This window comes from Mesorhizobium sp. C089B (genome assembly GCF_030323125.1).
GTDB lineage: Bacteria > Pseudomonadota > Alphaproteobacteria > Rhizobiales > Rhizobiaceae > Mesorhizobium.
The window spans coordinates 2,808,136-2,830,183 of record NZ_CP100469.1 but is presented as its reverse complement, the minus strand read 5'-3'; the positions used below and the strand labels follow the sequence as shown (position 1 = coordinate 2,830,183).

General features: G+C 59.3%; 20 protein-coding genes and 1 pseudogene. 14 read left to right on the top strand and 7 right to left on the bottom strand.

What is annotated here, in order from left to right:
• Positions 1–29 precede the first annotated feature (29 nt).
• From NLY44_RS14055 to NLY44_RS14030, 6 genes are all read left to right on the top strand, one after another.
• Positions 30–1,034 carry an SDR family NAD(P)-dependent oxidoreductase gene (locus NLY44_RS14055; RefSeq protein WP_023681044.1) on the top strand — a complete coding sequence of 335 codons (1,005 nt, stop codon included), beginning with the start codon at positions 30–32 and terminating at the stop codon, positions 1,032–1,034.
• On the top strand, positions 1,031–2,308 hold the full coding sequence (locus tag NLY44_RS14050; protein WP_023729565.1) for a hypothetical protein: 1,278 nt from the start codon (positions 1,031–1,033) through the stop codon (positions 2,306–2,308). Before NLY44_RS14055 ends, NLY44_RS14050 begins: the two co-directional genes overlap by 4 nt.
• Positions 2,295–3,554, top strand: a complete 1,260-nt coding sequence (locus NLY44_RS14045) for a polysaccharide biosynthesis/export family protein (protein WP_023754510.1) — start codon at positions 2,295–2,297, stop codon at positions 3,552–3,554. Before NLY44_RS14050 ends, NLY44_RS14045 begins: the two co-directional genes overlap by 14 nt.
• 70 nt (positions 3,555–3,624) lie before the next feature.
• Positions 3,625–4,539 carry a class I SAM-dependent methyltransferase gene (locus NLY44_RS14040; protein ID WP_023805942.1) on the top strand — a complete coding sequence of 305 codons (915 nt, stop codon included), beginning with the start codon at positions 3,625–3,627 and terminating at the stop codon, positions 4,537–4,539.
• A gap of 335 nt (positions 4,540–4,874) precedes the next feature.
• Entirely contained in the window at positions 4,875–6,587 is a 1,713-nt protein-coding gene (locus NLY44_RS14035; protein ID WP_023805941.1) for a type I secretion system permease/ATPase, read from the top strand.
• Positions 6,588–6,613: 26 nt separating this feature from the next.
• Positions 6,614–7,951: an HlyD family type I secretion periplasmic adaptor subunit gene (locus NLY44_RS14030; protein ID WP_023689788.1), complete on the top strand. Its 1,338-nt coding sequence runs from the start codon at positions 6,614–6,616 to the stop codon at positions 7,949–7,951.
• A 290-nt stretch (positions 7,952–8,241) separates the two neighbouring features.
• Here the strand turns inward: NLY44_RS14030 and NLY44_RS14025 are convergent, their stop codons facing one another.
• Positions 8,242–9,672: a coiled-coil domain-containing protein gene (locus NLY44_RS14025; protein ID WP_023805940.1), complete on the bottom strand. Its 1,431-nt coding sequence runs from the start codon at positions 9,670–9,672 to the stop codon at positions 8,242–8,244.
• Positions 9,673–10,227: 555 nt separating this feature from the next.
• Between NLY44_RS14025 and NLY44_RS14020 the strand changes: the two genes are divergently transcribed.
• Together NLY44_RS14020 and NLY44_RS14015 are read left to right on the top strand one after the other, a co-directional pair.
• Entirely contained in the window at positions 10,228–10,713 is a 486-nt protein-coding gene (locus tag NLY44_RS14020; RefSeq protein ID WP_155923887.1) for a hypothetical protein, read from the top strand.
• 235 nt (positions 10,714–10,948) lie between these two features.
• A complete protein-coding gene (locus NLY44_RS14015) occupies positions 10,949–11,188 on the top strand; it encodes a hypothetical protein (protein WP_156941031.1) in 240 nt (79 codons plus the stop codon).
• A 600-nt stretch (positions 11,189–11,788) separates the two neighbouring features.
• Here the strand turns inward: NLY44_RS14015 and NLY44_RS14010 are convergent.
• Positions 11,789–12,352 (bottom strand): response regulator, encoded by a 564-nt coding sequence (locus tag NLY44_RS14010; protein ID WP_245263847.1) that lies wholly within the window; start codon positions 12,350–12,352, stop codon positions 11,789–11,791.
• A gap of 127 nt (positions 12,353–12,479) precedes the next feature.
• Here NLY44_RS14010 and NLY44_RS14005 point away from each other — a divergent pair, with 127 nt between their 5' ends.
• The 6 genes and pseudogenes from NLY44_RS14005 (at position 12,480) to NLY44_RS13975 (ending at position 17,675) form a co-directional block, all read left to right on the top strand.
• Entirely contained in the window at positions 12,480–12,671 is a 192-nt protein-coding gene (locus NLY44_RS14005; RefSeq protein WP_245263846.1) for a hypothetical protein, read from the top strand.
• A gap of 172 nt (positions 12,672–12,843) precedes the next feature.
• A complete protein-coding gene (locus tag NLY44_RS14000) occupies positions 12,844–12,969 on the top strand; it encodes a hypothetical protein (RefSeq protein ID WP_280791034.1) in 126 nt (41 codons plus the stop codon).
• Positions 12,970–13,070: 101 nt separating this feature from the next.
• The gene (locus NLY44_RS13995) at positions 13,071–13,316 is read left to right on the top strand and encodes a hypothetical protein (RefSeq protein ID WP_023714697.1); all 246 of its coding nucleotides are present in this window, start codon (positions 13,071–13,073) and stop codon (positions 13,314–13,316) included.
• 1,159 nt (positions 13,317–14,475) lie between these two features.
• On the top strand, positions 14,476–14,652 hold the full coding sequence (locus tag NLY44_RS13985) for a hypothetical protein (protein ID WP_155929682.1): 177 nt from the start codon (positions 14,476–14,478) through the stop codon (positions 14,650–14,652).
• A gap of 1,120 nt (positions 14,653–15,772) precedes the next feature.
• A complete protein-coding gene (locus NLY44_RS13980) occupies positions 15,773–15,994 on the top strand; it encodes a hypothetical protein (RefSeq protein ID WP_023687762.1) in 222 nt (73 codons plus the stop codon).
• 932 nt (positions 15,995–16,926) lie between these two features.
• Positions 16,927–17,675: pseudogene (locus tag NLY44_RS13975) on the top strand (hypothetical protein).
• Positions 17,676–17,915: 240 nt separating this feature from the next.
• Here NLY44_RS13975 and NLY44_RS13970 read toward each other — a convergent pair.
• The 5 genes from NLY44_RS13970 to NLY44_RS13950 form a co-directional block, all read right to left on the bottom strand.
• Complete coding sequence (locus tag NLY44_RS13970) at positions 17,916–18,668, bottom strand: GGDEF domain-containing protein (protein WP_023687765.1); 753 nt, start codon at positions 18,666–18,668, stop codon at positions 17,916–17,918.
• Between the two features lie 165 nt (positions 18,669–18,833).
• Entirely contained in the window at positions 18,834–19,547 is a 714-nt protein-coding gene (locus tag NLY44_RS13965; RefSeq protein WP_245262551.1) for a thermonuclease family protein, read from the bottom strand.
• Positions 19,548–19,560: 13 nt separating this feature from the next.
• Positions 19,561–20,760, bottom strand: coding sequence for an ABC transporter substrate-binding protein (locus tag NLY44_RS13960; protein WP_031201432.1), 1,200 nt, complete (start codon positions 20,758–20,760; stop codon positions 19,561–19,563).
• Between the two features lie 98 nt (positions 20,761–20,858).
• On the bottom strand, positions 20,859–21,608 hold the full coding sequence (locus NLY44_RS13955) for a lytic transglycosylase domain-containing protein (protein WP_023687768.1): 750 nt from the start codon (positions 21,606–21,608) through the stop codon (positions 20,859–20,861).
• Positions 21,609–21,642: 34 nt separating this feature from the next.
• On the bottom strand, positions 21,643–22,014 hold the full coding sequence (locus NLY44_RS13950; RefSeq protein ID WP_023687769.1) for a hypothetical protein: 372 nt from the start codon (positions 22,012–22,014) through the stop codon (positions 21,643–21,645).
• Between the last annotated feature and the right edge of the window lie 34 nt (positions 22,015–22,048).

The following is a 22,048-nucleotide window of genomic DNA, read 5'->3' as shown; positions in this document are numbered from 1 at the left end:
GTTCCAAACAGCCAAGGGAATGCGCAGTGATGAGCTACAATGGAAAGAAAGTCCTGGTGACCGGCGCGGACGGATTCATCGGTTCGCATGTCACGGAGGCGCTTGTTCGCAACGGGGCAGATGTCACAGCCCTTGCCCTTTACAATTCCTTTGACAGCCATGGATGGCTAGACGATCTGCCGGACACCATCCGCAGCCAGTTGAGGCTCGTCCGTGGTGACGTCCGCGACAGTGCGTTCCTTAACCGGATCATGCGCGGCCAAGCCGCGGTTTTTCATCTGGCGGCGCTTATTGCGATTCCATACTCCTACGCCGCTGCCCAGTCCTATGTGGAAACCAACATCCTGGGCACGGTGAATGTCCTCGAAGCGGCGCGCCTATGGGAGACGGAGCGGGTGATCCATACCTCGACGAGCGAGGTCTATGGAACTGCCCAAACCATGCCGATCGGCGAAACACACCCCCTGCAGGGACAGTCACCATATTCGGCATCCAAAATCGGCGCCGACATGATGGCGGAGTCCTACGCCAGGTCGTTCGATGTCCCTGTGGTCATCATGCGACCCTTCAACACGTATGGCCCGCGCCAGAGTGAGCGCGCCATCGTGCCGACCATTATCCGGCAAGTCCTCGACCCGAAATGTCCTGCGATCATGGTCGGGGATACCAGCCCGATCCGCGACCTGACCTATGTCGAAGACACCGCGACAGCGTTCCTGACCGCAGGTCTCGCCCAGCTCGAGTTCGGCCACGCCTACAACGCTGGCAGCCAACGCGCTGCGACCGTCTCGGACGTATTGGCCATTGTTCTTGAGTTGACCGATTGCAAAAAGCCGGTCCGTCGTGATGAAAGCCGCCTGAGGCCGCAAAATTCCGAAGTTCGCGCCTTGCTCGCCGATTCCTCGCGCTTTGAACGTGAGACTGGATGGCGGACACAGACCAGCCTGCGCGATGGGCTGGAGCGAACAATCACGTGGTGGCGCGAGCGCCTTAGTGAAGGCCGGGTACGGCGCGAAGTGGGTTACATGACATGACCCTGGGCGGCCGTCATGCGTTGGCGCTGTTGCTGGCTGCCGGTGCCATATCTCCTAACATCTATGTTGCCGGCGGCCGTCAAAGCAAGGCAGCGGAGGTGGCGGCCACAGCGGTCGTGAACAACCTGCCGGGCTATGTGCGCCAAACAAGGGATCCTTGGTCTGGCATGGTTTTCGCACGGATCACCAGACCGGGCGTTCTCGGCCGGGCGGGTGTATGCGGGAAGAAGTACTGCACCCACCGTTACTCAAGCGCACAGGCTTGGAATGCCGACCAGAGCCTGCTCCTGATCGCCAATGGCTGCGGTGGCCTGTGCTTTCTCGACGGACAAACCTACTTGCCTTTGTTCCACCGCAACCGCGCGACCGAATGCGAATGGCATCCCACTGATCCCGAGTTGATGATCTGCGTCGGGGGCCGGCAGATTGCGACATGGGCCCCACGTACCGATCATGAGGACGTCGTGTTCGCCTCCGGAGCGTACTCCAACCTCAAATTTGGACCCAACAAAGGCAATCCGAGCCGCGACGGCAGCCGGATTGCGGTGCGTGCAACGAACAATGACGGCCGAGCGGTGGTTTTTGGCTACGATCTCAAGCAACGGCGGAAATTCCCGGATATCGATCTTGCCGAATTCCCGGGAACGACCGGCTCCTGCTCGATCTCACCTCTCGGAATCAACATAGTGTGTTCCCAGCAATTACCGGACGGAATCGAAGCGAGTTTCGTCTTCTCCATCGACGGCATATTGGGCCAGAAGTGGATGGAGCACCATCGACCGGGCCATGGCGACATGACGGTCGATTCCGACGGAAGCGAAATCTATGTCGGGATCAGCAAATCGGATCCTGACAAATATCAGGTGATCAAGCGCCGCTTGGCTGATGGCAAGGCTACCTCGCTGATGAAATATGGCGAGGCCATGCATGCGTCACTCAGGTCGCTCGGCAGGCCCGGCTGGGTGTTTCTGAGTTATGGCGGCACGCCAGCCGAACTATCGCAGCACCCGGATTGGGCGCCTTACGCTCAGCAAGTCATTGCGCTGCGTCTAGACGGCAGTGGAGAGGTCCGCCGTGTCGCAGACACGCACAACGCGCCCTTCGACTACTGGAGCGAGACGCATGCCTCTCCGTCTCCAGACGGCACCCAGGTGGTCTGGTCCAGCAACTGGGGCGTGCCCGGTGGCCCGGTATACGATTTCGTTACTCGTGTTGAATGGCCTTTGAAGCCGGTGTTCGACCGGAAGGAGATTGTCGCAAATGACCTTCAGTAGACGATACGTTCTTGGCGCAGTCGTGATGATGTCGCTAACCTCGATGGCTTGCGCAGGCGAGGTCGAGCCCTATCAACTCTCACCTGGCGATACGGTCGAGATAGGAATAGCGCCGATCCCTGATCGGACGCAGCGCGCCGTAGTCCAGATGGATGGCAATATTGCCCTTCCGGAGGCGGGGATGATCATGGTCGCAGGCCTGACGGCGTCTCAATTGCAAAGGCGCATGCAAGAGCTCTTGCCAAGCAAGATTTTTCACGTGCGTCTGACTGACGGGCGGGAGCAGACAGTTACTGTCGAGCCTGACGATGTCACAGCAATCATAGCGGACTATCGCCCGATCTATGTAACGGGCGATGTGCTCACCCCAGGACAACAGGCCTACCGTCCGCTCATGACTGTACGGCAGGCGCTGGCCGTTTCCGGCGGCTTCAGTCTTTTGCGATCACGGGCAGGCCAGGCCGGGCCTGATCCGGTTGATCTCAAGCGCGATTACGAAATGCTCTGGGGAGATTACACGAAAGAATACCTTCACGCCGCCCGCATTCGCGCCGAGCTTCAGGGCCAGGCGGATTTCGACAAGAAGACACCACAGGGATCACCTCTTTCGCCGAGCGTTGTAGCCGCGATGGCACAGGCTGAAGCAGAGGCGCTGAAGGTTGCGCTGAGTGATTTCCGGCAGGAACAGGATTTTCTGGAGAAGGGCCGGACGGATGCTGCCGAGCAAATTGACGTTTTGCAGAAACGCGAGCAAGTCGAGGGCGAGAGCGTGAAGGCGGATGAGCAAGATTTGGCGCGAGTGACGAAGGCATTCGATGCAGGCAATCTGACCAACACCCGGCTCGCGGATGTCAGGCGCGCGTTGCTTTTATCTTCAAGCGGCGCGCTTCAAACCTCGGTCGAACTGATGAGGGCGCGGCGCCAGCAGGAGGACTTTGTCAGACAGCACGAACGCAACGACAATCAAAGGAGGATTGGCCTGCTGACGGATCTGAAGGACACCAACGCCCGGCTGGCGGATGTCACCGCCAGGCTCCATGCCGCCAGCGAGAAGCTGCAGCCGACCGGAGCATCCACACAGCCATTGCCGATTGCCGGCGAAACGGTACGGGCCCAGGTGACCATCGTGCGCAAGATCGGCAATGAATGGCGCAAGCTGTTGGTTGACGAAGATGCGATTGTGCTGCCGGGGGATACTCTCGAAGCCAGATTCAGCAGTGAACTGCAAAGTGTGGCAGTCCAATAGGGCGTCAGCGCAGTCCGTGCGGAGCTTACTGTTCTATCGGGGGGGCAACCCAATTGAACGGAGATCCAAGGTGAGGCGCATTTTCAACCAGGGAGCGACCCTGACACCCTCAACGAACGCGGATCAGATGACGCAGTCTGCAAGTTATGCTTCCCATATGCCGTCAGCGCGAATTGTGCGGTCCAGGTCGCGCGCCGGTGAGTCCGGAAATTGGCAGGAATTTACGTCCAGCAAGGAGAGCAATGCGCAGGGCGGCTGGGTGTCGGACGGCTATAGGACCAGCCATTGCGCGCCCGGCTACGGCCTACATTACAACAAAACGCACAGTTCCGGCTATTATGGCGCGCTTTGGGAGAACATCGAAAAGCCCCTGATCCTCAACGTTCTTCGCCCCTTGAGCGGAGCGAGCCGAAACTGCCTCGATTTCGCATGCGGAACAGGTCGCATCGCCGAGGTAGCCGCCGGCCTCTTCAGCGAGGTGGTTGGCGCCGACGTTTCCAGAACTATGCTCGACAGCGCTCAAGTACCGCCCAATGTGAGTTTGCGTCACGTCGACGTGACAAGGGAGAAGTTGGGTATGACGTTCGATGTGGTAACCGCATTTCGTTTTTTCCTGAACGCAGAGGATGAACTGAAATGGCATGCACTGAAAGCGATCAATGAGCACCTGAAAGATGGCGGGCGGCTTGTGTGCAACGTTCACATGAATGCGACGTCGCCCGTCGGCCTGGCGTGCCGGCTGCTCAATCGAGTGTCTGGACGCACAATTCGCCACACGCTGAGCGCGGCGAGGTTCAAGGCCCTCCTGACTGCCTCGGGATTCACCGTCGAGCAGACGATACCGTACGGTTACCTGCCTCGGCCGGGAAACCTGTTGCCAGGGTTCTGTGAAATGATGATGCAGCCTGTCGAGAAGGCCTGCAGAAGGCTTTGCGTTCCTGGCCAGCTGGCGCAACACTTCCTGGTTGTTGCGAGGAAGCGCTAAAGCGCGAAAATGCCCCGAAAAAGGGCAGGGGGTGGTTTTCTTGGGCCGCTCCGCCCGGCATGAAGCCCCGCCCAAATACCATGGAACGGCAGTTTTCCCCCGATTTGACATGTGGGTTCCGGGTTTCTGAGGGCAGCGCCACGATTTTGCTACATTTTGACTAAAGTCCAAGCATGTTAGTGGGGCGTAATATTAGAAGGCTAAGGGGATACGCTCCTGAACAGCAAGAGATTGTCGGTGCCCAGTGGGGCCAGTGAGCTTGCGCAACGATCTCTCACGGGAGGTCGAAGCCTATGAACCCTGGTGGAAGGAGTTCGTCGGATTTGCGAGGCGCAATGCTTGGGACCGTGCCTGGCCTGGTAGGCGTCGCCGTCTTCTCGGCAGTCATAAACCTTCTCGCCCTGACCGGCTCGGTCTATATGCTGCAAATTTACGATCGCGTTTTACCTTCGCAGAGCGTTCCGACGCTTGTCGGGTTCACGATCGGAATGCTGGGTCTTTACGCTGTCTACGGGCTGCTGGATTTCGTGCGGCTGCGCCTGCTGGTTCGAGTGGGCAATCGTGTCCATAGGAATTTGAAGCAGAGGGTGTTCGGCCTCTCGCTGTCCTTGCCGCTCATTGGCGGGCAGGATGCGAACCGGATACAGCCCCTCCGTGATCTCGATCAGTTACGCGGCTTCCTTTCCGGAATGGGGCCGACTGTTATATTCGACGCTCCGTGGATTCCATTTTACCTGCTGATCATCTATTTCCTGCATCCTGCGCTCGGTCTGTTGTCCACAAGCGGTGCGATCATTGTCGTGCTGCTCACGGTCATGGCGGAAGTTCTTGGCCGCACATCGGTGACACGCGCGTCCGAGACGCTGGTGTCGCAGCGCAATCTCGCCGAATCCGGACGCCGCAACGCGGAGGTCGTACGCGCGATGGGCCTTTCCGCACGGCTTGCCCACCGCTGGGGCGAGATCAATAACGCATATCTGAGGCACCAAGAGAAGCTTTCCGACGTCGTCGGCGCCACCGGGGCACTCTCTAGGGCACTGCGTTTGGCCTTGCAGTCCTGCGTTCTTGGACTGGGTGCCTACCTGGTGATAGGAGGCGAAGCCTCGCCAGGCGTGATCATCGCATCCTCCATCTTGCTGGGCCGCTCATTGGCTCCTGTTGACGCCGCTATCGCGAACTGGCGAGGCTTCGCCGCGTTCCGGCAAAGCTATTCGCAACTGGCAACGGCCCTGGCCGCTTTTCCTGACCGGGACGAACATATGGAACTTCCGCGCCCCCAAGCGGAGCTTGCGGTCGAGGACCTGACTATAGCGCCACCGGGCCAGCAAAAACCGACGGTAGCCAATGTCAGCTTCCGCCTGGCTGCAGGGACGGGAATGGCCGTTGTCGGCCCGAGCGGTTCTGGCAAAAGCACGCTTGTGCGCGCGCTGGTGGGCGTCTGGCAGCCACTTCGCGGCACGGTGAGGCTGGACGACGCCTCGCTTGACCAATGGGACCAAGAACACCTTGGCGCACATATTGGCTACCTGCCCCAGGACGTCGAACTGTTTGATGGAACGGTTGCCGACAACATTTCGCGATTTGGCGGGAAGGGCGACGCCAAGGGCGTGCTTGCAGCTGCCAAGGCAGCGGGCGTCGACAAAATGATAATGCGATTGCCGAACGGTTTTCAAACACGCATGGGCGAGGGAGGAACAGCCTTGTCGGCTGGACAGCGGCAACTCGTAGGGCTTGCAAGGGCACTTTACGGCGATCCGTTTCTTGTCGTTCTGGACGAGCCGAATTCAAATCTGGACGTCGATGGCGATACCGCCTTGGCCGGCGCGATCCTGGCAGTGCGCAGACGTGGAGGCATCGTCATCGTAGTTGCGCACCGTCCTTCTGCCCTTACCAACATCGACAGGGTACTCGTAATGTCCAATGGGATGCTTCACGCCTTCGGCTCACGCGAGGAGGTCCTGGCCAACGTCATCCGCCCCTTTGCTGCGCCGGTTGAACGCCCGGCAGCGGCCGTCGCGATGCACAAAGGGGTGAGCGGTCACGCATGAGGAATATTTTTTTGTCTGAGGCGACGATGGCTCCATCGGCCCCGATCGGCAATGGGAGCCGGCGCAACGCGATTTCGGGCACGCGCGATGGAATCGGGGCCAACCTGATCCTGGGTGCGGCGGTCACGGTTATGTTGCTTGCCGGCGGCGGGCTCTGGCTCGGTCTGACCAAGATTGCTGGCGCGGTAATTGCGCCGGCGACCGTGGTGGTCGAGAGCAACATAAAGAAGGTGCAGCATCTGACGGGCGGCACGATAGGTGGCATCTTCGCGCAAGACGGGGATCATGTACGGGCCGGCGATGTGATGGCACGGTTGGACGACACACTGACACGAGCCAATCTGCAGATAATTAGCAAGGATCTTGATCGGGCAACGGTTCGGCTTGTGCGGCTGGAGGCAGAGCGGCAAGGCCTGTCGGAGATGCAGCTTCCGTTCAGCCTTCAAGCGCGAATGGGCGAGCCGGAGCTGGCTGCGCTGGTGAACGGCGAGCGCACGCTGTTCGACAGCCGCGCTACGGCCCTCAACGGGCAGAAGGCACAATTGCAAAGCCGCTCAAAGCAACTCGAACGCCAAGTTGAGGGCCTCAAGGCGCAACAGACCGCGGAAGAACAATCCGTGGTCCTGCTGGATGGCGATCTTGTCGATGTACAGGCGCTTTTTACAAAGAAACTGGTGTCCAAAGAGCGACTTAGCAACATCAGACTGGATGCCACCCGGGCGCACGGAGAATCAGGGCGCCTCGCGGCGGCAGTTGCCGAGGCGCAGGCCCGGATCAGCGAGACCGAATTGCAGATTCTTCAGCTCGATGAACAAAGGCGTAGTGACGTAACGAGCGAACTTCGTGAAACGGAAGCCAAGCAAACCGAACTCAGCGAGCGCAAGGTTGTGGCACAGGACGAACTGGCCAAAACCACCATCCGCGCGCCGCAATCGGGAACCGTACAGGAATCTTCCATTCACACGATCGGCGGCGTGATTGCCGCGGGCGAGGTTCTCATGATGATTGTCCCTGACACCGGCAACCTTGTCGTCGACGCGCTGATTGCGCCGTCGCGCATAGATGACGTTCGTCCAGGTCAGCGGGTCTCGATCCGGTTTCCGGCTTTCGACGCCGGCACTACGCCTGCCTGCCAAGGGTCTGTCAAGCGCATCTCGGCGGACCTGATAAAAGATCAACAGCGCCAGCTTTCTTATTTCTCGGCGCGCATCAATGTCGAAGACAAGTCCACCTGTCTGACCGATGCCAAAGTGCTCAAACCCGGTATGCCAGCGGAGGTTCACATAAGTACGGACGAACACAGCGTCTGGTCTTATCTGCTGAAGCCGCTTACCGACCAGATGTCGAGGGCTTTCCGGCAATGACATGGCGGCTGTGAGCGGTCGACCGCGGGAACACGGCAGGCGTGCTTGCTGACATATTAGGGTAGGCGACGTGATGCCGACAGGGGTGACGCCTGCGGCCGACGCGCGAGGCTCGTCTGGGACATTGTCCCGGCTACAAGGATACCCCAACAGGATTTTCCTGGCCGCCTCACCAAGTCCTGCCCCGACAACAGCGTTAGTGTCCTGTCATCTTTTGCGCAACAAACAGCGCATACCGTTCCACGATCATCGACAGGGGCAATTGCCTCACGAGGAGAGGTTCTTTGCCCCTACGACGCGGCGAGGGCCCTCCGGCGGACACGGCGTGCGGCATGCACCGTTCGGTCTGCAGTCACCGCTACATTTGCCACGTCAGATGTATGCGGCAAGGCGTTAGCGCTTCCATGCGACCTCTTGTAGGGCAGCAATTCCCTGACCCGAGCATTGACCGAGGCAATTTCGACCCGCAAGTCCTCACATTCCTGCCGTCTCACATCGAGTTCAATCTGATCGGACGCCTGCTGCATGGACAGTTGCGCAAAATCTGCGGTGATCTTGGAAAGGTTCACCTTGTTGGTTTCGGCCTCCTCAGCGAGTGCGGCCAACCTTTCGTCAGTCACCTGTTTTTCCGCCAGGGCGTCGCTCCATTGTAGCTGGAGCCTGGCGATCTCGGCCGCGGCCTCGTTGTTTGCGATTGAGGCGAGTTCGAAGCGCGATTGGAGGCTTTGAACTTCTGAGCGCAATCCTCGGTTCTCAGCTTGGCAGCGTTTAAGCTCGCCATCCATGTCCGCCTGCATAATCCTGGCTGCTTCGGTCACCTCCCATAACTTGGCCTGCGCAACCTCGAGTGAGGTGTGCAATTTGATTGCCTCTTTTTCGCTCTTGCCGAGCGCACTCAGCATTTCGGAATTTCGCGCAGCTTCGTTGGCATGGATCGTCGAGAAGGCATCCAGCCTATGCCGTGCCTCTTCCTCCCGCTTCATGGCCTTTTCCAGGTCAATAGACAGGCTCACATTTTTTTCACGCAGCTGTTTGTTCTCTCGGGAGCGCCTGTCGGCCTCGACATTTGCGGCGGCAAGCATGTTCGTGAGGTCGCCAAATTCCGCTTCGTTCTTTGTGGTGTTGTTCGCCGCTTCGACCAGCTCTAGCCTTGCCGCGGCCAATGCGCCACGGAGCACTTCGCACTCTTGAACAAGGCTTGCCTGGCGCTGCTGCAATGTCTCGACCGTGCCTTGACGCTCACAGTACCGTCTGTTCAGGTCATTGAGTGTTTCCGACAAGCTCCTTTGATCTGCGATCAGATTTTGATTCGCCAACTCCAGTTCGTTCGCACGGAGAATGTCCGCGTGAAGGATGTGAAAAAACTCGAACGTCAGTTGACATGTGCTTGTAATTTCGGAGATTTTTGCGTTGATCTCCTCGAAATGGAGCTTGGCATCGTGGAACAAGCCGTTAAACGAGCTCACGGCAGCAATTCGGCTCTGCGTGTGTGAGGTCATCCGATGCGCTGGTATCGGCGAGCTATCATCGTCGTCGCCGGCACCGTCCTCGCTTGGTACGCTGTCATCCTGTTCGTTGTTGTCGCCTGCCATGTTTGGCACGTCGGCGACATCCTCCAAATCGAGGCACTGGTCGACAGCGTTAGCCAAGTCAGCTTCGAGATCGTCGAACGACCTCTCCACATTGTCCTCGGCGCGTCTGATCAAATCCCTGAACTTCATGACTTCATCCCCTGCAGCCGCATGCCCGGAACGATTGAGGCACGAGGACTGAGATGCTTTTGTATCGAGAGCTCAACTCAGCGTCTTCGTTCAATCAAACGATGCCAGGGCGCCGGCGCCGCGAGGAGCCGAGAGCTGCGATTGGAAGGCCCTACATCGGTCTAGGTGCCTGCTGACTTATTCTTGAGGACTGCGCGGCTCCCCTTCTTGCCATCGTCTTGGCGTCAATGGTGTGTTGCCTGGGCACATTAACGCTCAGGTGCAGAAGCCCCGACGAACGGCCCGGCACAGCCTCTTGTGGGGCGCATCAGGCGGCCGGGCCTAACCGGCGGTTGAGTGTTTTGGTTTGCCGGCTGACTCACCATGCGACATTGGCGAGGCAAGCGCATCATTCGAACGAATTGGGGACCGGCCGCCTGGCCGCTCAATCACACTAAGCTTCCGTTGCCGGAGCTGGCGACGAGGTGCTTTGCCTCGAGCCTTGGTATGCTACATACGAAGCGGCAATACGCGCCGGCGGAGCAGTGGCCCGACCCGTCAAACTAGCGCTGCAAAATGCGCGGCAGAGATATCCGAGAATATTGTCCAATCAGCGGTATGAGATCGAAGGCGGGCGATCTTGCTGAACTCCCAAACAATCCCGGCGTATATGTGTTCGGCAAGGAGGATCTGGAAACCATTGCGACATTGCCGAGCGGCACAATCTATGGATCATCAGCGATGAGGTTTACCGCAGCACAATATTCAACGGCGAGTTCCTCTCAACAGCATCTGCAGGCTAGGATGGACGCTTGGGCCGGTCTTGGCATCAGTTTGGAAACTCTTGCGCAATGCATGCTTTTCGGATCGCCGACCTGTATTCAGGATGCCGCAGCGGTGGCTCTCGATGAGGCGGTGACGAAGAGATGCGTTTTTCTCAAGCGAACTGAAGCGCAGACGCGATCATGTGCGCGATCGCACACGAAAGTTCTGCTTCTTTTCTTTTTTAGTTCCGACGACAGAGCCGCCGGCAGCCCTTTTCGGACGCCCTTCTGCCGCTGATTTGACCATTGCTGTGCGGATGTTCGCCGGGATATCCGTGAACCTTATCGTCCGCTGCGGCGCTCAGTTTGCATGGGGCTCTTGGAACCGTTCCGAACTTTCTCCTTGCGCCTCCGATCGAGTTGCGCGTGCTCATGCGGGGCGCTGAGGTGTCTCGATCCGCAGTGGCACGGCCATTATGCGACGAAGCCGATCAGCTTAGTTGAAATTTGTCCCCAGCGCACGGGAACGACGCTTGGCCATGTTAGTTGATGTGAATGGAGCAGCTAAGAAAAGATCTGGCATTGCTTACGCGACCGGGCTTCTGGATAGCTTTCGGCATTTTGTTGCTGCTTTACGGGATTCAGGTCATTTTTCTAATTCGGGCATGCCAATGCCTTTAGCCTGGAACATCGATACCGCTGGCTGGAACGCGGTCTGTCCATCTCCCGGCGGCTGCGCCGATAGCGTTGATCAACGATATATTCATTTATAAGCCTGCTATTCCCGGGGATGCCGAGGTTGGCAGCGCCTGCATCGTTGATTACGCACGTGGCGCTCCCCTCAAGGTAGGTGGTTACCATTCTCGCGCAGCCGGTGAGCATTGGAGCCCGCACTGTGTTGGACGTGCGCTCATGCGTCGGGAAATTTCTTATAGACAGGGGAGGGTCTGTCAGGCTGGAAAATCACAAGCTGCCCCGCGAATGAGGAAGCGAAAAAGGTGCAAGACCAGATCGATTTCTTCCAGGCAACTCGGTCCTCGCATCATCGCCGATCAGCGGCCGTACCGTCGAGAACCAAAATGCGCACGATCTCAGCCGGTCGGCTTCGACCAAAACATGCGGACTACCGGACGGGGACAGTCGGAGCCGCGTCCCGTCCTGTGGCCGGCGCTATGCTGACGCTCCTACGGTATCCCGTTCACCGCCCGCGGCAGGAGGGCGAATTTCCTCCGTCCTGCGCGCGACAACCGTCCACTGTTGCGGCCGCACGCAGGACTGCGGCTTATACGCCGTTCTTCCTTTGAGCGGCGTCCAGTTCGCAGGGCTAAATCACCATTGGTATGCAGACGAGCCTCTCGGCGTCTGGACAGAGATCAATTGCGCTTTGCACCAGAGTTCCTGGATCGTACTCTCCAAACACGCTGCAGTCGCCTAATATGGTCCACTACGTTGGCCGGCTCATACGGCTTCGCAAGGTGCGGGCCTTCCTGACAAAGGTCGCCCGCCGCGATCGCAGTTCGTTCTACTGCGGCGGAAAGCACTATTTTGACCTCGGGCTTGTTCTCGCGAACCCACTTCGACAGTTGGAACCCGTTCATGTTGCCCGGCAGGTCAACGTCACACAAGACGGTGTCGACACCGAACTCCGCATAGTTCAACGCTTGTTGCGCCTCACGTGCGAAATGGGCCTCAATCACCCTGTAGCCACAGTGGCGGAGATAGTCCGCGATGACGCATCGGGCGATGACGTCGCCGTCAACCACGAGGATCGTTTGGCTCTGTTGGTTCGGGGCTTCCATTGACGGAGAACGGTCAGCAACCGGCAGGGTTCCACGCATCATGACCTGCGCGGGATGCCGACCGAAGATCGCGGCGAGATCCTGCACGAAATGATCCCAGCCGGCGGGCGCATTCAATTCAGCGGAGCGATGCCGCACTGGTGACGCCGTTTGCCACCTGGTCGGCGAGACGGGCTAGAAGGCATGGTCTCGAAGCTCAAGGGCAGTCCATATCGCAGCGGCAAACGAGCGCTTGGCGCAAGATCAAGTGCTTTGAGGAAAGGAAATGCAAATCATCGGTGCACAGCGCGAGCGCGGCAAAGCTGCCCAGGTGATTATGGCTGAAAAGGGCCACTACAAAGGCGGCGCACTCGTCAACTTCAGTGCCGATGAGCGGCAAGCGCTTTGGGATCGCGTCCAGGGCAAGGTTGGCGGCCCGGTCCCGAAGGGGCATAAAAGGACAAGGCCGAGTGGCTGAAGCCCGGACTGGTTGGCTGGGTCAAGACCCTCAAAGGCGAAGAGAAGCTGCGGCACGCAAGGCTGCTGGATTTCCGGGAGGATGATGCAAATGGCCATGCCTAAGAAAGATCAGGAACGCGCCACCTACGCTTGGATGTACGGCGCCCAAGCGCGCAAGGATGGCAAGGAGCGTGAGGTGCCAGCTGGCTGCAGGGCTTGACGGTGTGGCGATGGACGGTTTTGGCAAGACCAAAACCGTCAACGACGAGATGGAGGCCGAGGTCGACGAAGCCGCCGTCGAGCGCCCCGACGAATAGCCATTTGGTGTATGAATCTGTACGGTCGTTTTTGATTGAAGAAAGGGTTTCGGCGGGCCTATAAAGATTGCGTTTACCATTGCCTTTTTTGGGAGGATGCGATGGTTGCAACTCCCATAGATATCGCTCAAGCGGCCACTGCGACTACGGCTACCTTGCTGAAGTGGCAGAAGTCCATGGAGGAACGCGCCACGTTTCGCCAGAACATGGATCAATCGCGCAGGGCGATCCAAGCCTCACGCGAACTGCTGAAGCGCCTTCGCCAACGTCATCGCGACGAGATGTCGGAAAGTTCGGAAAATGCCGACCCGTCTACTGCGCCGATATCGCAACGCGCCGGCAGCTAGCGGGAGGCGACCAGAGCCGATGTGATGGGGAAAGTTTCACTGGCCGTTCCTTGGGTGGGCAGGCAAGTTAAACTTTGTCAACGAGCGGCCTTTTTCGCGCTCGCGGAAGCGCCACGTTGCTTTCGACCAGGCGCACGTGCTCGGCGTCGACAGTCACCAATGGCCGGAGGCTGACGGTTACCTTGTCCCCGTCGATGCGTGTGACAGGCCGATCAATTCCATATGCTGGCCAATCACAGCCTTCCAAGTCGAATCGACAACAGAATGCGGGAAGTCGTAGGAGGGGATCGTCACGCTTATGCGATCGGGCGTCACCCGGCCGCGCACAATCGCCGTGACTGCGACCTCGTCGCCAACTTTGATACTTCCCCGAGCCATGCCCAAGACTTTGGAGCAGCCGGCGCCGGCGTCAAGATGAGGGGGAGCTAATAAAACCCCTCCGCGCCGCGATTGTGACGCAGGGCGATCCGATCGCCGCCAGCGACTTAGCAGACCAATTGACGACAGCGGCCGAGAAGCCTGGCATCCCTGCCGACCAAATCAACGGCGAAATCGAAAGCGTCTTCGAACTGCTCTTAGAGGTGATGCGGCGCGAGAGTTGCGCGAGGAGAACCAGCCCGGAGGCTTCTCCGGGGCTGTGCCGGTCCTGTCCCGTTCCAGCGGATGAACTGCGCCTTCTGACCGGTGACCGTCTCAATCGACTTCAACAGGGGTCCATGGGCCTCAGGTAGAGCTTGGCAGTGCTCCCTGTGGTACGCCAGGAGCGGCCCGGCGATGCTCTTGTGCAGCGCTTCGGCTGCCGCCAGGAAGCGCTCGATTTCAGCCCGGGAAAGCTGTTCGGAAGGTTTGTTCTGGCCATTGGCGCTCTCCATTGAGGGCGTCGCCGCAACGAGGACCATAATTCTACATGCCAGGCCGTCTGACAAGCGCCTCGCCGGCCTTACCCGAAGGAAGACGCAGGGCCACGGCGCCAAGCGGAGCCATCAGGAGCAACCGCAAAGATGAGCAACGGCAGGCCCGGCGACCTCCTTTGGCACACGGGACAAACAAGAAGGGCGCCGAGCCTTACCGGCGCTGCTTTGTGAGGGAGACGACGCCGGATGATGAGAGTATGCGATCGTGCTAATCTCTGCGAACCATGCGAATGAAGGAAAGCCGCGTGGCAGTGCCAATCAACGACGTTGAGACCAAGGTCGGCGGGTGCGATCAGGTTCGGACCATGATGACGGGCTGGTGGGCCTGCACATGGTGGTGGCTACCGCGCTACCGCCTTGCTTTGCGCCAGCCGGCGGCCCATGCCTCTGCCTCGCTGCACAGCCAGCGCTCGCTGTACTGAAACTGATCGTCGTCTTCCAGTAATGCTCCTGCCCTGGAACGTGATAAATCGCTCATCGGTACTGGTGGAAATGTTGCCCTTGATATCGCAGGCTCCCCGCGCCGGCCGTGCGGGTGCCACTCAGCCAGCCAGCTGGGATGAGCCGGTCAGGGAACCATCACCAGCGCCGGCAGATATTGCCGTCGCCACATCCACCGCCGCTTTGCGTTCTTGCGCCAGCGGTCGGCCTGATCCGCACCTTGATGACGCTGGACTTTGCCCACGCCCTCTCCCCGAGTGCAGAATGCTTCCAAAGCGGTAGCGAGTCCCGACCGGAACATTAGCGCCGACTAACGGTTATTTCGGCAGTGTTCCGAACCGTGATTGGTAGAGCGTTGGTGGCGTTTCATCTTGTCTATTTTTCCGGCCTGACGGCAGACCAGCTGCTAGGCAGCGCCGTTTCTATGATAGTGTGTTTGCTGCTTTATCACGCTCTAGCTACGGACCCCTAACTGATGGTCCACTTCCCGGCTACCCGGCAACCGAAGCTCGCGCGACGTTCCCGACTTTTTCAGCATGATGAGAAGCGCCTCTAGGATTTGTTGTGCGCCCGTAGCCAGTGCCCATGCATTCGCGACGATCTCTTGCTCACGCTCTGTCATCCCGCCCTCCTGAAAATATGTGGTCGGAGCGTGCTTTAGAAAGCTTCGCCCCAGCAGGGGCGTGCTTGACGATTTCGGCGAACAGAGAAAGTCGCCGGCTCCGCCCGACCAGGCCGGGATGGTCGTTGGGAAATTTGTTGACGGCGCTCGTGTTCACCTCACGTCCAACGCGGTTGAACTGCAGCTGACCGTCGATGTCGTGGCTGAGAATGTGCTTGAGGCTGGTCCTTTGGTCCCCGGGTCCAGCCAGGCGTCATAGTATGCCTGGTAGAGAATGAGAGGCTGTTGATCATGTGATGATGGTGCAGCTGGTTATGTCGAGATTGGAATTGTAAGCCCAAAGCCCGGCGAACGAGAAAGGCGCGTGGGCTGGCTGGGGCAAAGCGCGCAGCGAAGGGAGAGGCAATGAGCGCGTTCGCTATTGTTCTCCCTGAGCAGCACTTTCACGCGGCGGGTGCTCGGCCGGCAATCTAGGGAGCATGGCAGTTGCCGGCGCGGTTGATGTCGTCGACAATATCGTGCCATTCTACACCGATGCCTCGATGAAGACACTGAAGTCCATGCCCGAGTTCAAGGCGGTCTTCATGGCCAAGCCAAAGCCCATGCGCGAAATGATCATGCGCGAATGCAATGACGCGGCAATGAGCAAGCCCTACGCCGAGTTCTGCGCCGACGTGAATTCCCTCCGCGGAATGCAGTAGGTCATTCACGGCCGCGCAGTTTGACGACGAGGTGGGCGAATTGCCCTTATCACAATGACTCTCAGCTTCCGCCGGCAACAGCGTAATGCCAGCGGTGACCGATGCCGGCCCAGAGACTCCCCGGGCCGCTCCTCCCCAGCCTCCAGGCGAGCAGGCCGGCATCGGTCAGTAAGGTCCCGTCGGTGTGCAATATATCGTTGACGCCACGAATTGCGGACGTTCGAAACCGGTCATTGGCCATTTCGTGTGACCAAATTCCGCGACTGTTTACTTGCGATCACAAGGCCCCGCAACCTGGAGGTTCCGAAGCGCCATACTGGAGTAGCATTGGCGTGGTCACGCGATTTGAACCCGACAACGGTGCTTGAACCAGACCAGGTTAAACGTCCGTTATCGTTTTGCGCCAGAAGCGGCCAGTCAGCTTCCGGCCAAATGCGGCAGCGCTCATACTACCATGGTCAAATACAGCTCTCATGGAACTAGTTGTCTTCTTGGCCTTTGGTTCGCCAGACCATACGAGAGAATACGAGAGAAACGGCTTGGCGAACCAACCACTGACGTACTGATTTCCTGTAGAAAACGCTGACCCTCCGGGCCCACAAACTTACTACATCAATGGATTACGCTTAATTCTCAAAGTTTGAATTGAGCGTTATTGGCTAAGTCTTTCCGCTAGAGTGAAATGGCTTTGGGCCTGTTCGTCAATTTGTCGGTCTTTCGTTGGCGCCTGTCACAGTAGCTAAGCCTCCCGGTCTCGAAAGAACCTGCAACGATGCGTGCGGTAATCGGCGGCAACCACGTGCAATTAGGCGGGTTCTGAACTCCGTATGGCGAGGACACGTATGAAGACGACTACCTGGGCGCATCCAGATCGTCATCCATAAGAATACGCTCGGCCTCGGATCGCCAAGATCTATGGCCTTCCGCATGCGATGACCGATGCCGGCATTTCCTATGGGTTTCACGGGCTTACCTATAGCCATATCGCTTCGCAGCTTCGGACCCGCTACGGACCCGCAGCTGGCGGCAAGGTGATCGTCGCCCATCTCGGCAGCGGTGCCAGTCTGTGCGCCATGAATGCTGGAATAAGTGTTGGGTTTTCGACATTGGACGGCCTCGTCATGAGCACGCGTTGCGGCGCGCTCAATCCTGGCGTCACCCTCCATTTGCTGAATGACCGGAAGCTGCAGACGGACGATTGGTCACCCTTCTCTACGAGCAATCCGGCCTGCTCGGAGTGTCGGGGATATCCGGTGATATGCGGACGCTAATCGACTCCGATGATCCTCTTGCCGCCGAAGCAGTCGATCTCTTCGTCTATCGTATCGCACGCGAGATCGGGTCGCTGGCCGCTGCGATAGGCGGACTGGACACGCTGGTGTTCAAGGCAGGCATACGCCAAAACGCGCCATATATTCGAGAGAGGGCCGGGGCTGTGGCCGGCTGGCTTGCGGTTAATATCGACCACAAGCTGAATGGGCGAGGCGACGAGGTCATCAGCCTTGCTGGTTCCGACGTCGACGCGCTTGTGATCCCCACCGATGAAGAGAGAGCCGTGGGGGTCCAGCATCTGTGTGCCTCAAGCTTTGTCGCTCGTACCCTGAGCGCCGAACCTGATGCTACTCGCGCGGCGGGTGTCTCGACCTGTCAGGAGTTCGGCGGCAGCAGCATGGTCCGATAGCCGGCCATCAAGGCGATCAAGGTTGCTGCAACCAGCGGCAACCAGAACTTGGTCGGTCCGGCAAATACTGCCAGCGATGCGCGGCGATGCCGTCAGCACCGTCAGGAACCAGACCTCCCACGGGTTGAAACCGCCCATGGGTCAATCGTCCGGTTTGGCAACAAGGGCCAAGATGATCGCTGCCGCAGCCGTGCGGCAAGACATTTGCGGCGGTGTTCCTCCGGCAACGACTTGTTTCAGCTAGTTGTGGAGGTGCGACAATTGAAATCCGGGCTGGCGTTCGACGCCGGATAACAGCGATTCCGCCGATCGGAACATGTCCTCGAATTCCAACTCGTTTTCAAACACCACGCCGCCGACGCTGATGGTCAGCGTGTCCGCGGTTCCTTTTGGCGCGAAATAGGCTTGGGCCACGCGCGCGCGGATACGGTCGCCGATCTCCCTGGCGTCGTCTTCTGTCGCACCGGGCAGAAAGACCCCGAACATGGAGGTTCCGATCCGGCCCACCAGATCTTCCTTGCGTACCGATGACTGGATGGTCGAGGCTATGAGCCGCAAGGCTTCGTCACCCCAGCCAAGGCCGAAGCGCAGATTGATCGACCTGATGTGTTCGGGATGAATGACCAGGAAGGCGCCAGATCTTGGACCAGACGATTCCGGCCTGGTTGCTCTCCTTTCGACCATCGACGTGAAGACTGTCCGGTTGAGGCAGCCTGTCAGGCTGTCAAAGGTCGCCGACTTGTTGAGTTCTCTTCGATAACGGACGAGCTCGGTCCGCTGCAGTCCAATGAACAGGAAAAGTGGGCCACCGACGATGACCGGCAAGAGGATCGCTGTGACCATGCTGCGGCCGAAGGGCGTCAAGGCTTCCGAGAACAGAAGCAGATAATTTAGGCCAACCGAGAGGAGCAGAATTCCCGCCGATCCTAGGGCGGTCAGCCATGCGATATCTTTCCATTGCCGGGGCGAGCTATTCGCCATTGGTGTCATCATTAGCCAATCTCCCGCCTGATCGGCTGTCATAAGGCCAAGGTGCTGCACTTTCAGTTTCGAGGAAACATACAATTTTAGTAATGGCGCAATCACCTACCATCGGCCCGAAATCAGCCCTTCAAAAGCAAGGCTACGGCGGCAAAAGCAACGACACCGAATTATCGGCTATTGCGGCGGGCCGAATATCCCCATCTGCGCGTCTCTGGCCACTGCCTCCGCCTTGCCATAGATGCCACTCGCCAAGGCCGTCGCCCAGCCATTGGAAACAAGCCACGCGCCGACATCCTGCTTGCCCAAGCTGCACGGTGCCGCAATGGCAAAACGATCGATTTCCGGCGGCACGACGCATTTCAGCGCCCGGCCGCGCAGCCAGGAATTGAACGTCGCGCGCGCACGCTGGCCGCAAGGCCAGGCGATGCCACGAAAGGAACAGGTCTCATCCAGGTCAATGCCTTGGATCCCGCTGATGACTACCTTGCGCCCCATGGATTCGAAGGTTGCCGACGAGGTGGCAACCGGTTGGTAAAGCAAGACCCCTGGCCAATCCTTTGGCATTCGCATCCCTGCAGGCGCGGCCAGACCAAGGTCGCTGAGCGGCGGGCGCGGCTCGACCCGTTCGATTTGCGCCGAATCAAGCTGTGGCGGCGCGATAAGGTCCTGAGCAATCTTGCGTGCCCGTCCTCGCCATGGCGTATTGGCGACGGTCGCAACTGGTCGCATTGGCTGGCTATCGTCGATGGATTGACGCGGCGCTGGTATCGGCCGATCGATGGGAAGCAGATCGGCGGCCCGGATGATCAACAAGACCCCGGCCAGGAGGAGCAGGCTTCCGAGCAATATCAAGCGATTGTGCCTCAGCCAGCCCATCAACTCAAGCAAGGTTCCTTGCCCCTCAATACCCCGATGTCGATTTGGCGACCAGCTTGAGTGCGCCTTTTCGAACCTGGTAGAAGGGCATGGATCGCTCACTGGAGCCATCCGCCCGAAACCGGAACAGGCCGGTCGATCCGCGAAATCCGCTCCGATTTTCGAGCACCTGCTTGCTGAAGCCGTCAGGCCCGGCCGAACTTGCAATTCCTGCTGTCAGGGCGACCATATCATAGGCGTAGGCGACATTGGCGTCGGCTGGATAATTGTAGGTCGTCTTGAAGCGGTCGGCGATCGGGCCGGTTTCGGTTGGGTCGAGCGTGGCGATGTAGGAGCCTTCAAACAGCGGCTCCATCGGATGTTCCAGCCAGCGGTTGGTTCCAACGACGGCAATTGCTTTTCCAGGAATGCCTTTCGTTTTGAGCGCCGCAAGGATCTGCGCCGGATTGTCGTCGCCGCTGGCGATGATGATGGCATCGGGAGCCTCGACCAGCGAGCCCATATCATTGACCACTTTGGTGCCGCCATCGCCGGCCGGATACGGAATGGTGACGGCGAGCGTCGCGCCATAGATGCTGAGGCTGTTGGCGACCCGCTTTTCAACCGCGCCGGCATTCGCTCCTGCCGCAACGAGCAACACGAACTTCTTGCTGCCTTTGGCCGCCAGGCCGGCTGCGCCCGCGGCCGCGCTGTCGGCCTCGTTGAGGCGCACCGCATAGACGCCCGGGCCGCCGGCGAAATTGTCGGCCAGCGCCAGCACCGGCGGCCGCTTCGATCCCGACAGCTTGGCAATGTGCTGAGCCGCGGCAAGTTCCACCGGGCCGATGACGATCGTGGCTCCGGTGGTGATAGCCTTCACCGCCAATTCGCTGGCGTGCGCGCTGTCGCCCATGGTGTCCTCGACCGTGACCGTGAGCAGGACATTTCCAAGGTCGGCCATCGCCAGCTTGGTCGCATCGAGCATCTTCCTGCCGTTTTCGCCGGCGTTGCCCGGGGCCGACAAAGGCAGCAGCATCGTGACCTTCGTCGATCCCGTGCCGAGCGATTGCGTCGCCTGGGCGGGACCGGCAACGGCGCCGGTGACCGGCGCTCCAGGTGCGGCGATCGCCGCCGGATCGAGCGCGTCCGAGACGCTGCCTTTCGACTGGCAGCCCGACACTATGCCCGCGAACGCAAAGACGATCGCCCACGTCCACGAACCGTGTCGCTGCCGGCCAGAATCCATGATGCCTCCCTCATATCCCGCCGGGTATTTGTCCCGGTCTCATCCGTTCATCTTACGGCAGACTTGCCTCGCCGTCTTTGCAATTGCTGGATTATGGCTCAGCCGTCGAAAAGTCTTGCCCGGAGCGCCTTGATCATTCTGGCTTGCCCGGCGCTTCGATAGTCCGTGCATTTCATGTATCGCGGGCCCGGCACGAACAGCCGGCGCACACAAATCCGCCTCGCCGGGGCAGGGGCACCATCGTCTCCTGCTGTCGGGAATGCGGAGAATCCGAACGTCGCCACCGGCAATGGCCCGGCCACCGCAAAACCTTCTCTCGCCAGGATTGCACGCGCACGCCGGCAGTAGCGGACCGAAAGTTCGGAGAACCGGGTTTCACCGTGCCCGGCGCGATATTTCATGACCGTCGTGCAAAGATCGCCTTCGGCAAGGCTGTTTGCCTGCGCCAGATATCTGACGCCGAGCGCGATGTTGGTCGCAGGGACCGCGAGTTCGTCGAGCGAACCGCGAAAGCCAAGCATTCGCGCCGTCGCCGGCATCACTTGCATCAACCCGACTTCACCATCGGCGCCGTGCACATCGGGATCGAATCCGCTTTCGATCTCCATCACCGCGTGCGCCAGCACCGGCTCCAGGCCGTAGAGCGATGCCTGGCACGTCGCGAACGCCTTGAATGTCTCGCGCGTCCATTCCGGAGCGACATCGCAGCGAACCGGCCGCGTCAAGCCGGACGGAGCTTGCTGCTCGAGGGCAGGTCGTTCCAGCCAGTTGGCACGGGCTTCAGGGGCAAAAACGGCCAGTGCGATCGCTCCGGCAATCGCTCTCGACAATCTTCCACGGGCGATCATCGTCAGCCTGTCGGCGCGACTTGATCCCTTTCGGTCAGTTCATGTACTCGACCATGCGGTCGTGGAAGCACTCGCACTTGTTGAGCGTGTCCTCGTCCTTGTAGTTCGTCTTGAGGTAGCCATAGGCCATGCCGCAGGCGACCTTGGCTTCCGACGCCCAGACGAAGGCGGGGCGGGACGAATTGATCCATTCCGAGCTGTTGGCGACGGCCACCGACTCGTCCATCAGCTTGACCACCTGGACCTTGAGATCGACGATGTTGTCGTTCAACACCAGGTTCGATGTGCCGACGGTCCGGCAATAGTCGGCCACCGGCCCGTCGATGATGTCGGCGGCATAGCCCGTCGACCCGACTGCCAGCAACAGCGCCGCAGCGGAAACCAACAGTCTTACGGAACGTTTCATGATGAGATCCCCCTCTGTATTCCTAATCTCTAAT

What these genes read in the sequence shown, in the direction of transcription:
- NLY44_RS14055 (WP_023681044.1), top strand. Translation starts at nt 30, where the DNA reads ATGAGCTACAATGGAAAGAAAGTCCTGGTGACCGGCGCGGACGGATTC.
- NLY44_RS14050 (WP_023729565.1), top strand. Translation starts at nt 1,031, where the DNA reads ATGACCCTGGGCGGCCGTCATGCGTTGGCGCTGTTGCTGGCTGCCGGT.
- NLY44_RS14045 (WP_023754510.1), top strand. Translation starts at nt 2,295, where the DNA reads ATGACCTTCAGTAGACGATACGTTCTTGGCGCAGTCGTGATGATGTCG.
- NLY44_RS14035 (WP_023805941.1), top strand. Translation starts at nt 4,875, where the DNA reads ATGCTTGGGACCGTGCCTGGCCTGGTAGGCGTCGCCGTCTTCTCGGCA.
- NLY44_RS14030 (WP_023689788.1), top strand. Translation starts at nt 6,614, where the DNA reads ATGGCTCCATCGGCCCCGATCGGCAATGGGAGCCGGCGCAACGCGATT.
- NLY44_RS14025 (WP_023805940.1), bottom strand. Translation starts at nt 9,672, where the DNA reads ATGAAGTTCAGGGATTTGATCAGACGCGCCGAGGACAATGTGGAGAGG.
- NLY44_RS14020 (WP_155923887.1), top strand. Translation starts at nt 10,228, where the DNA reads ATGCGCGGCAGAGATATCCGAGAATATTGTCCAATCAGCGGTATGAGA.
- NLY44_RS14005 (WP_245263846.1), top strand. Translation starts at nt 12,480, where the DNA reads ATGCAAATCATCGGTGCACAGCGCGAGCGCGGCAAAGCTGCCCAGGTG.
- NLY44_RS13995 (WP_023714697.1), top strand. Translation starts at nt 13,071, where the DNA reads ATGGTTGCAACTCCCATAGATATCGCTCAAGCGGCCACTGCGACTACG.
- NLY44_RS13980 (WP_023687762.1), top strand. Translation starts at nt 15,773, where the DNA reads ATGGCAGTTGCCGGCGCGGTTGATGTCGTCGACAATATCGTGCCATTC.
- NLY44_RS13970 (WP_023687765.1), bottom strand. Translation starts at nt 18,668, where the DNA reads ATGATGACACCAATGGCGAATAGCTCGCCCCGGCAATGGAAAGATATC.
- NLY44_RS13960 (WP_031201432.1), bottom strand. Translation starts at nt 20,760, where the DNA reads ATGGATTCTGGCCGGCAGCGACACGGTTCGTGGACGTGGGCGATCGTC.
- NLY44_RS13955 (WP_023687768.1), bottom strand. Translation starts at nt 21,608, where the DNA reads ATGATCGCCCGTGGAAGATTGTCGAGAGCGATTGCCGGAGCGATCGCA.
- NLY44_RS13950 (WP_023687769.1), bottom strand. Translation starts at nt 22,014, where the DNA reads ATGAAACGTTCCGTAAGACTGTTGGTTTCCGCTGCGGCGCTGTTGCTG.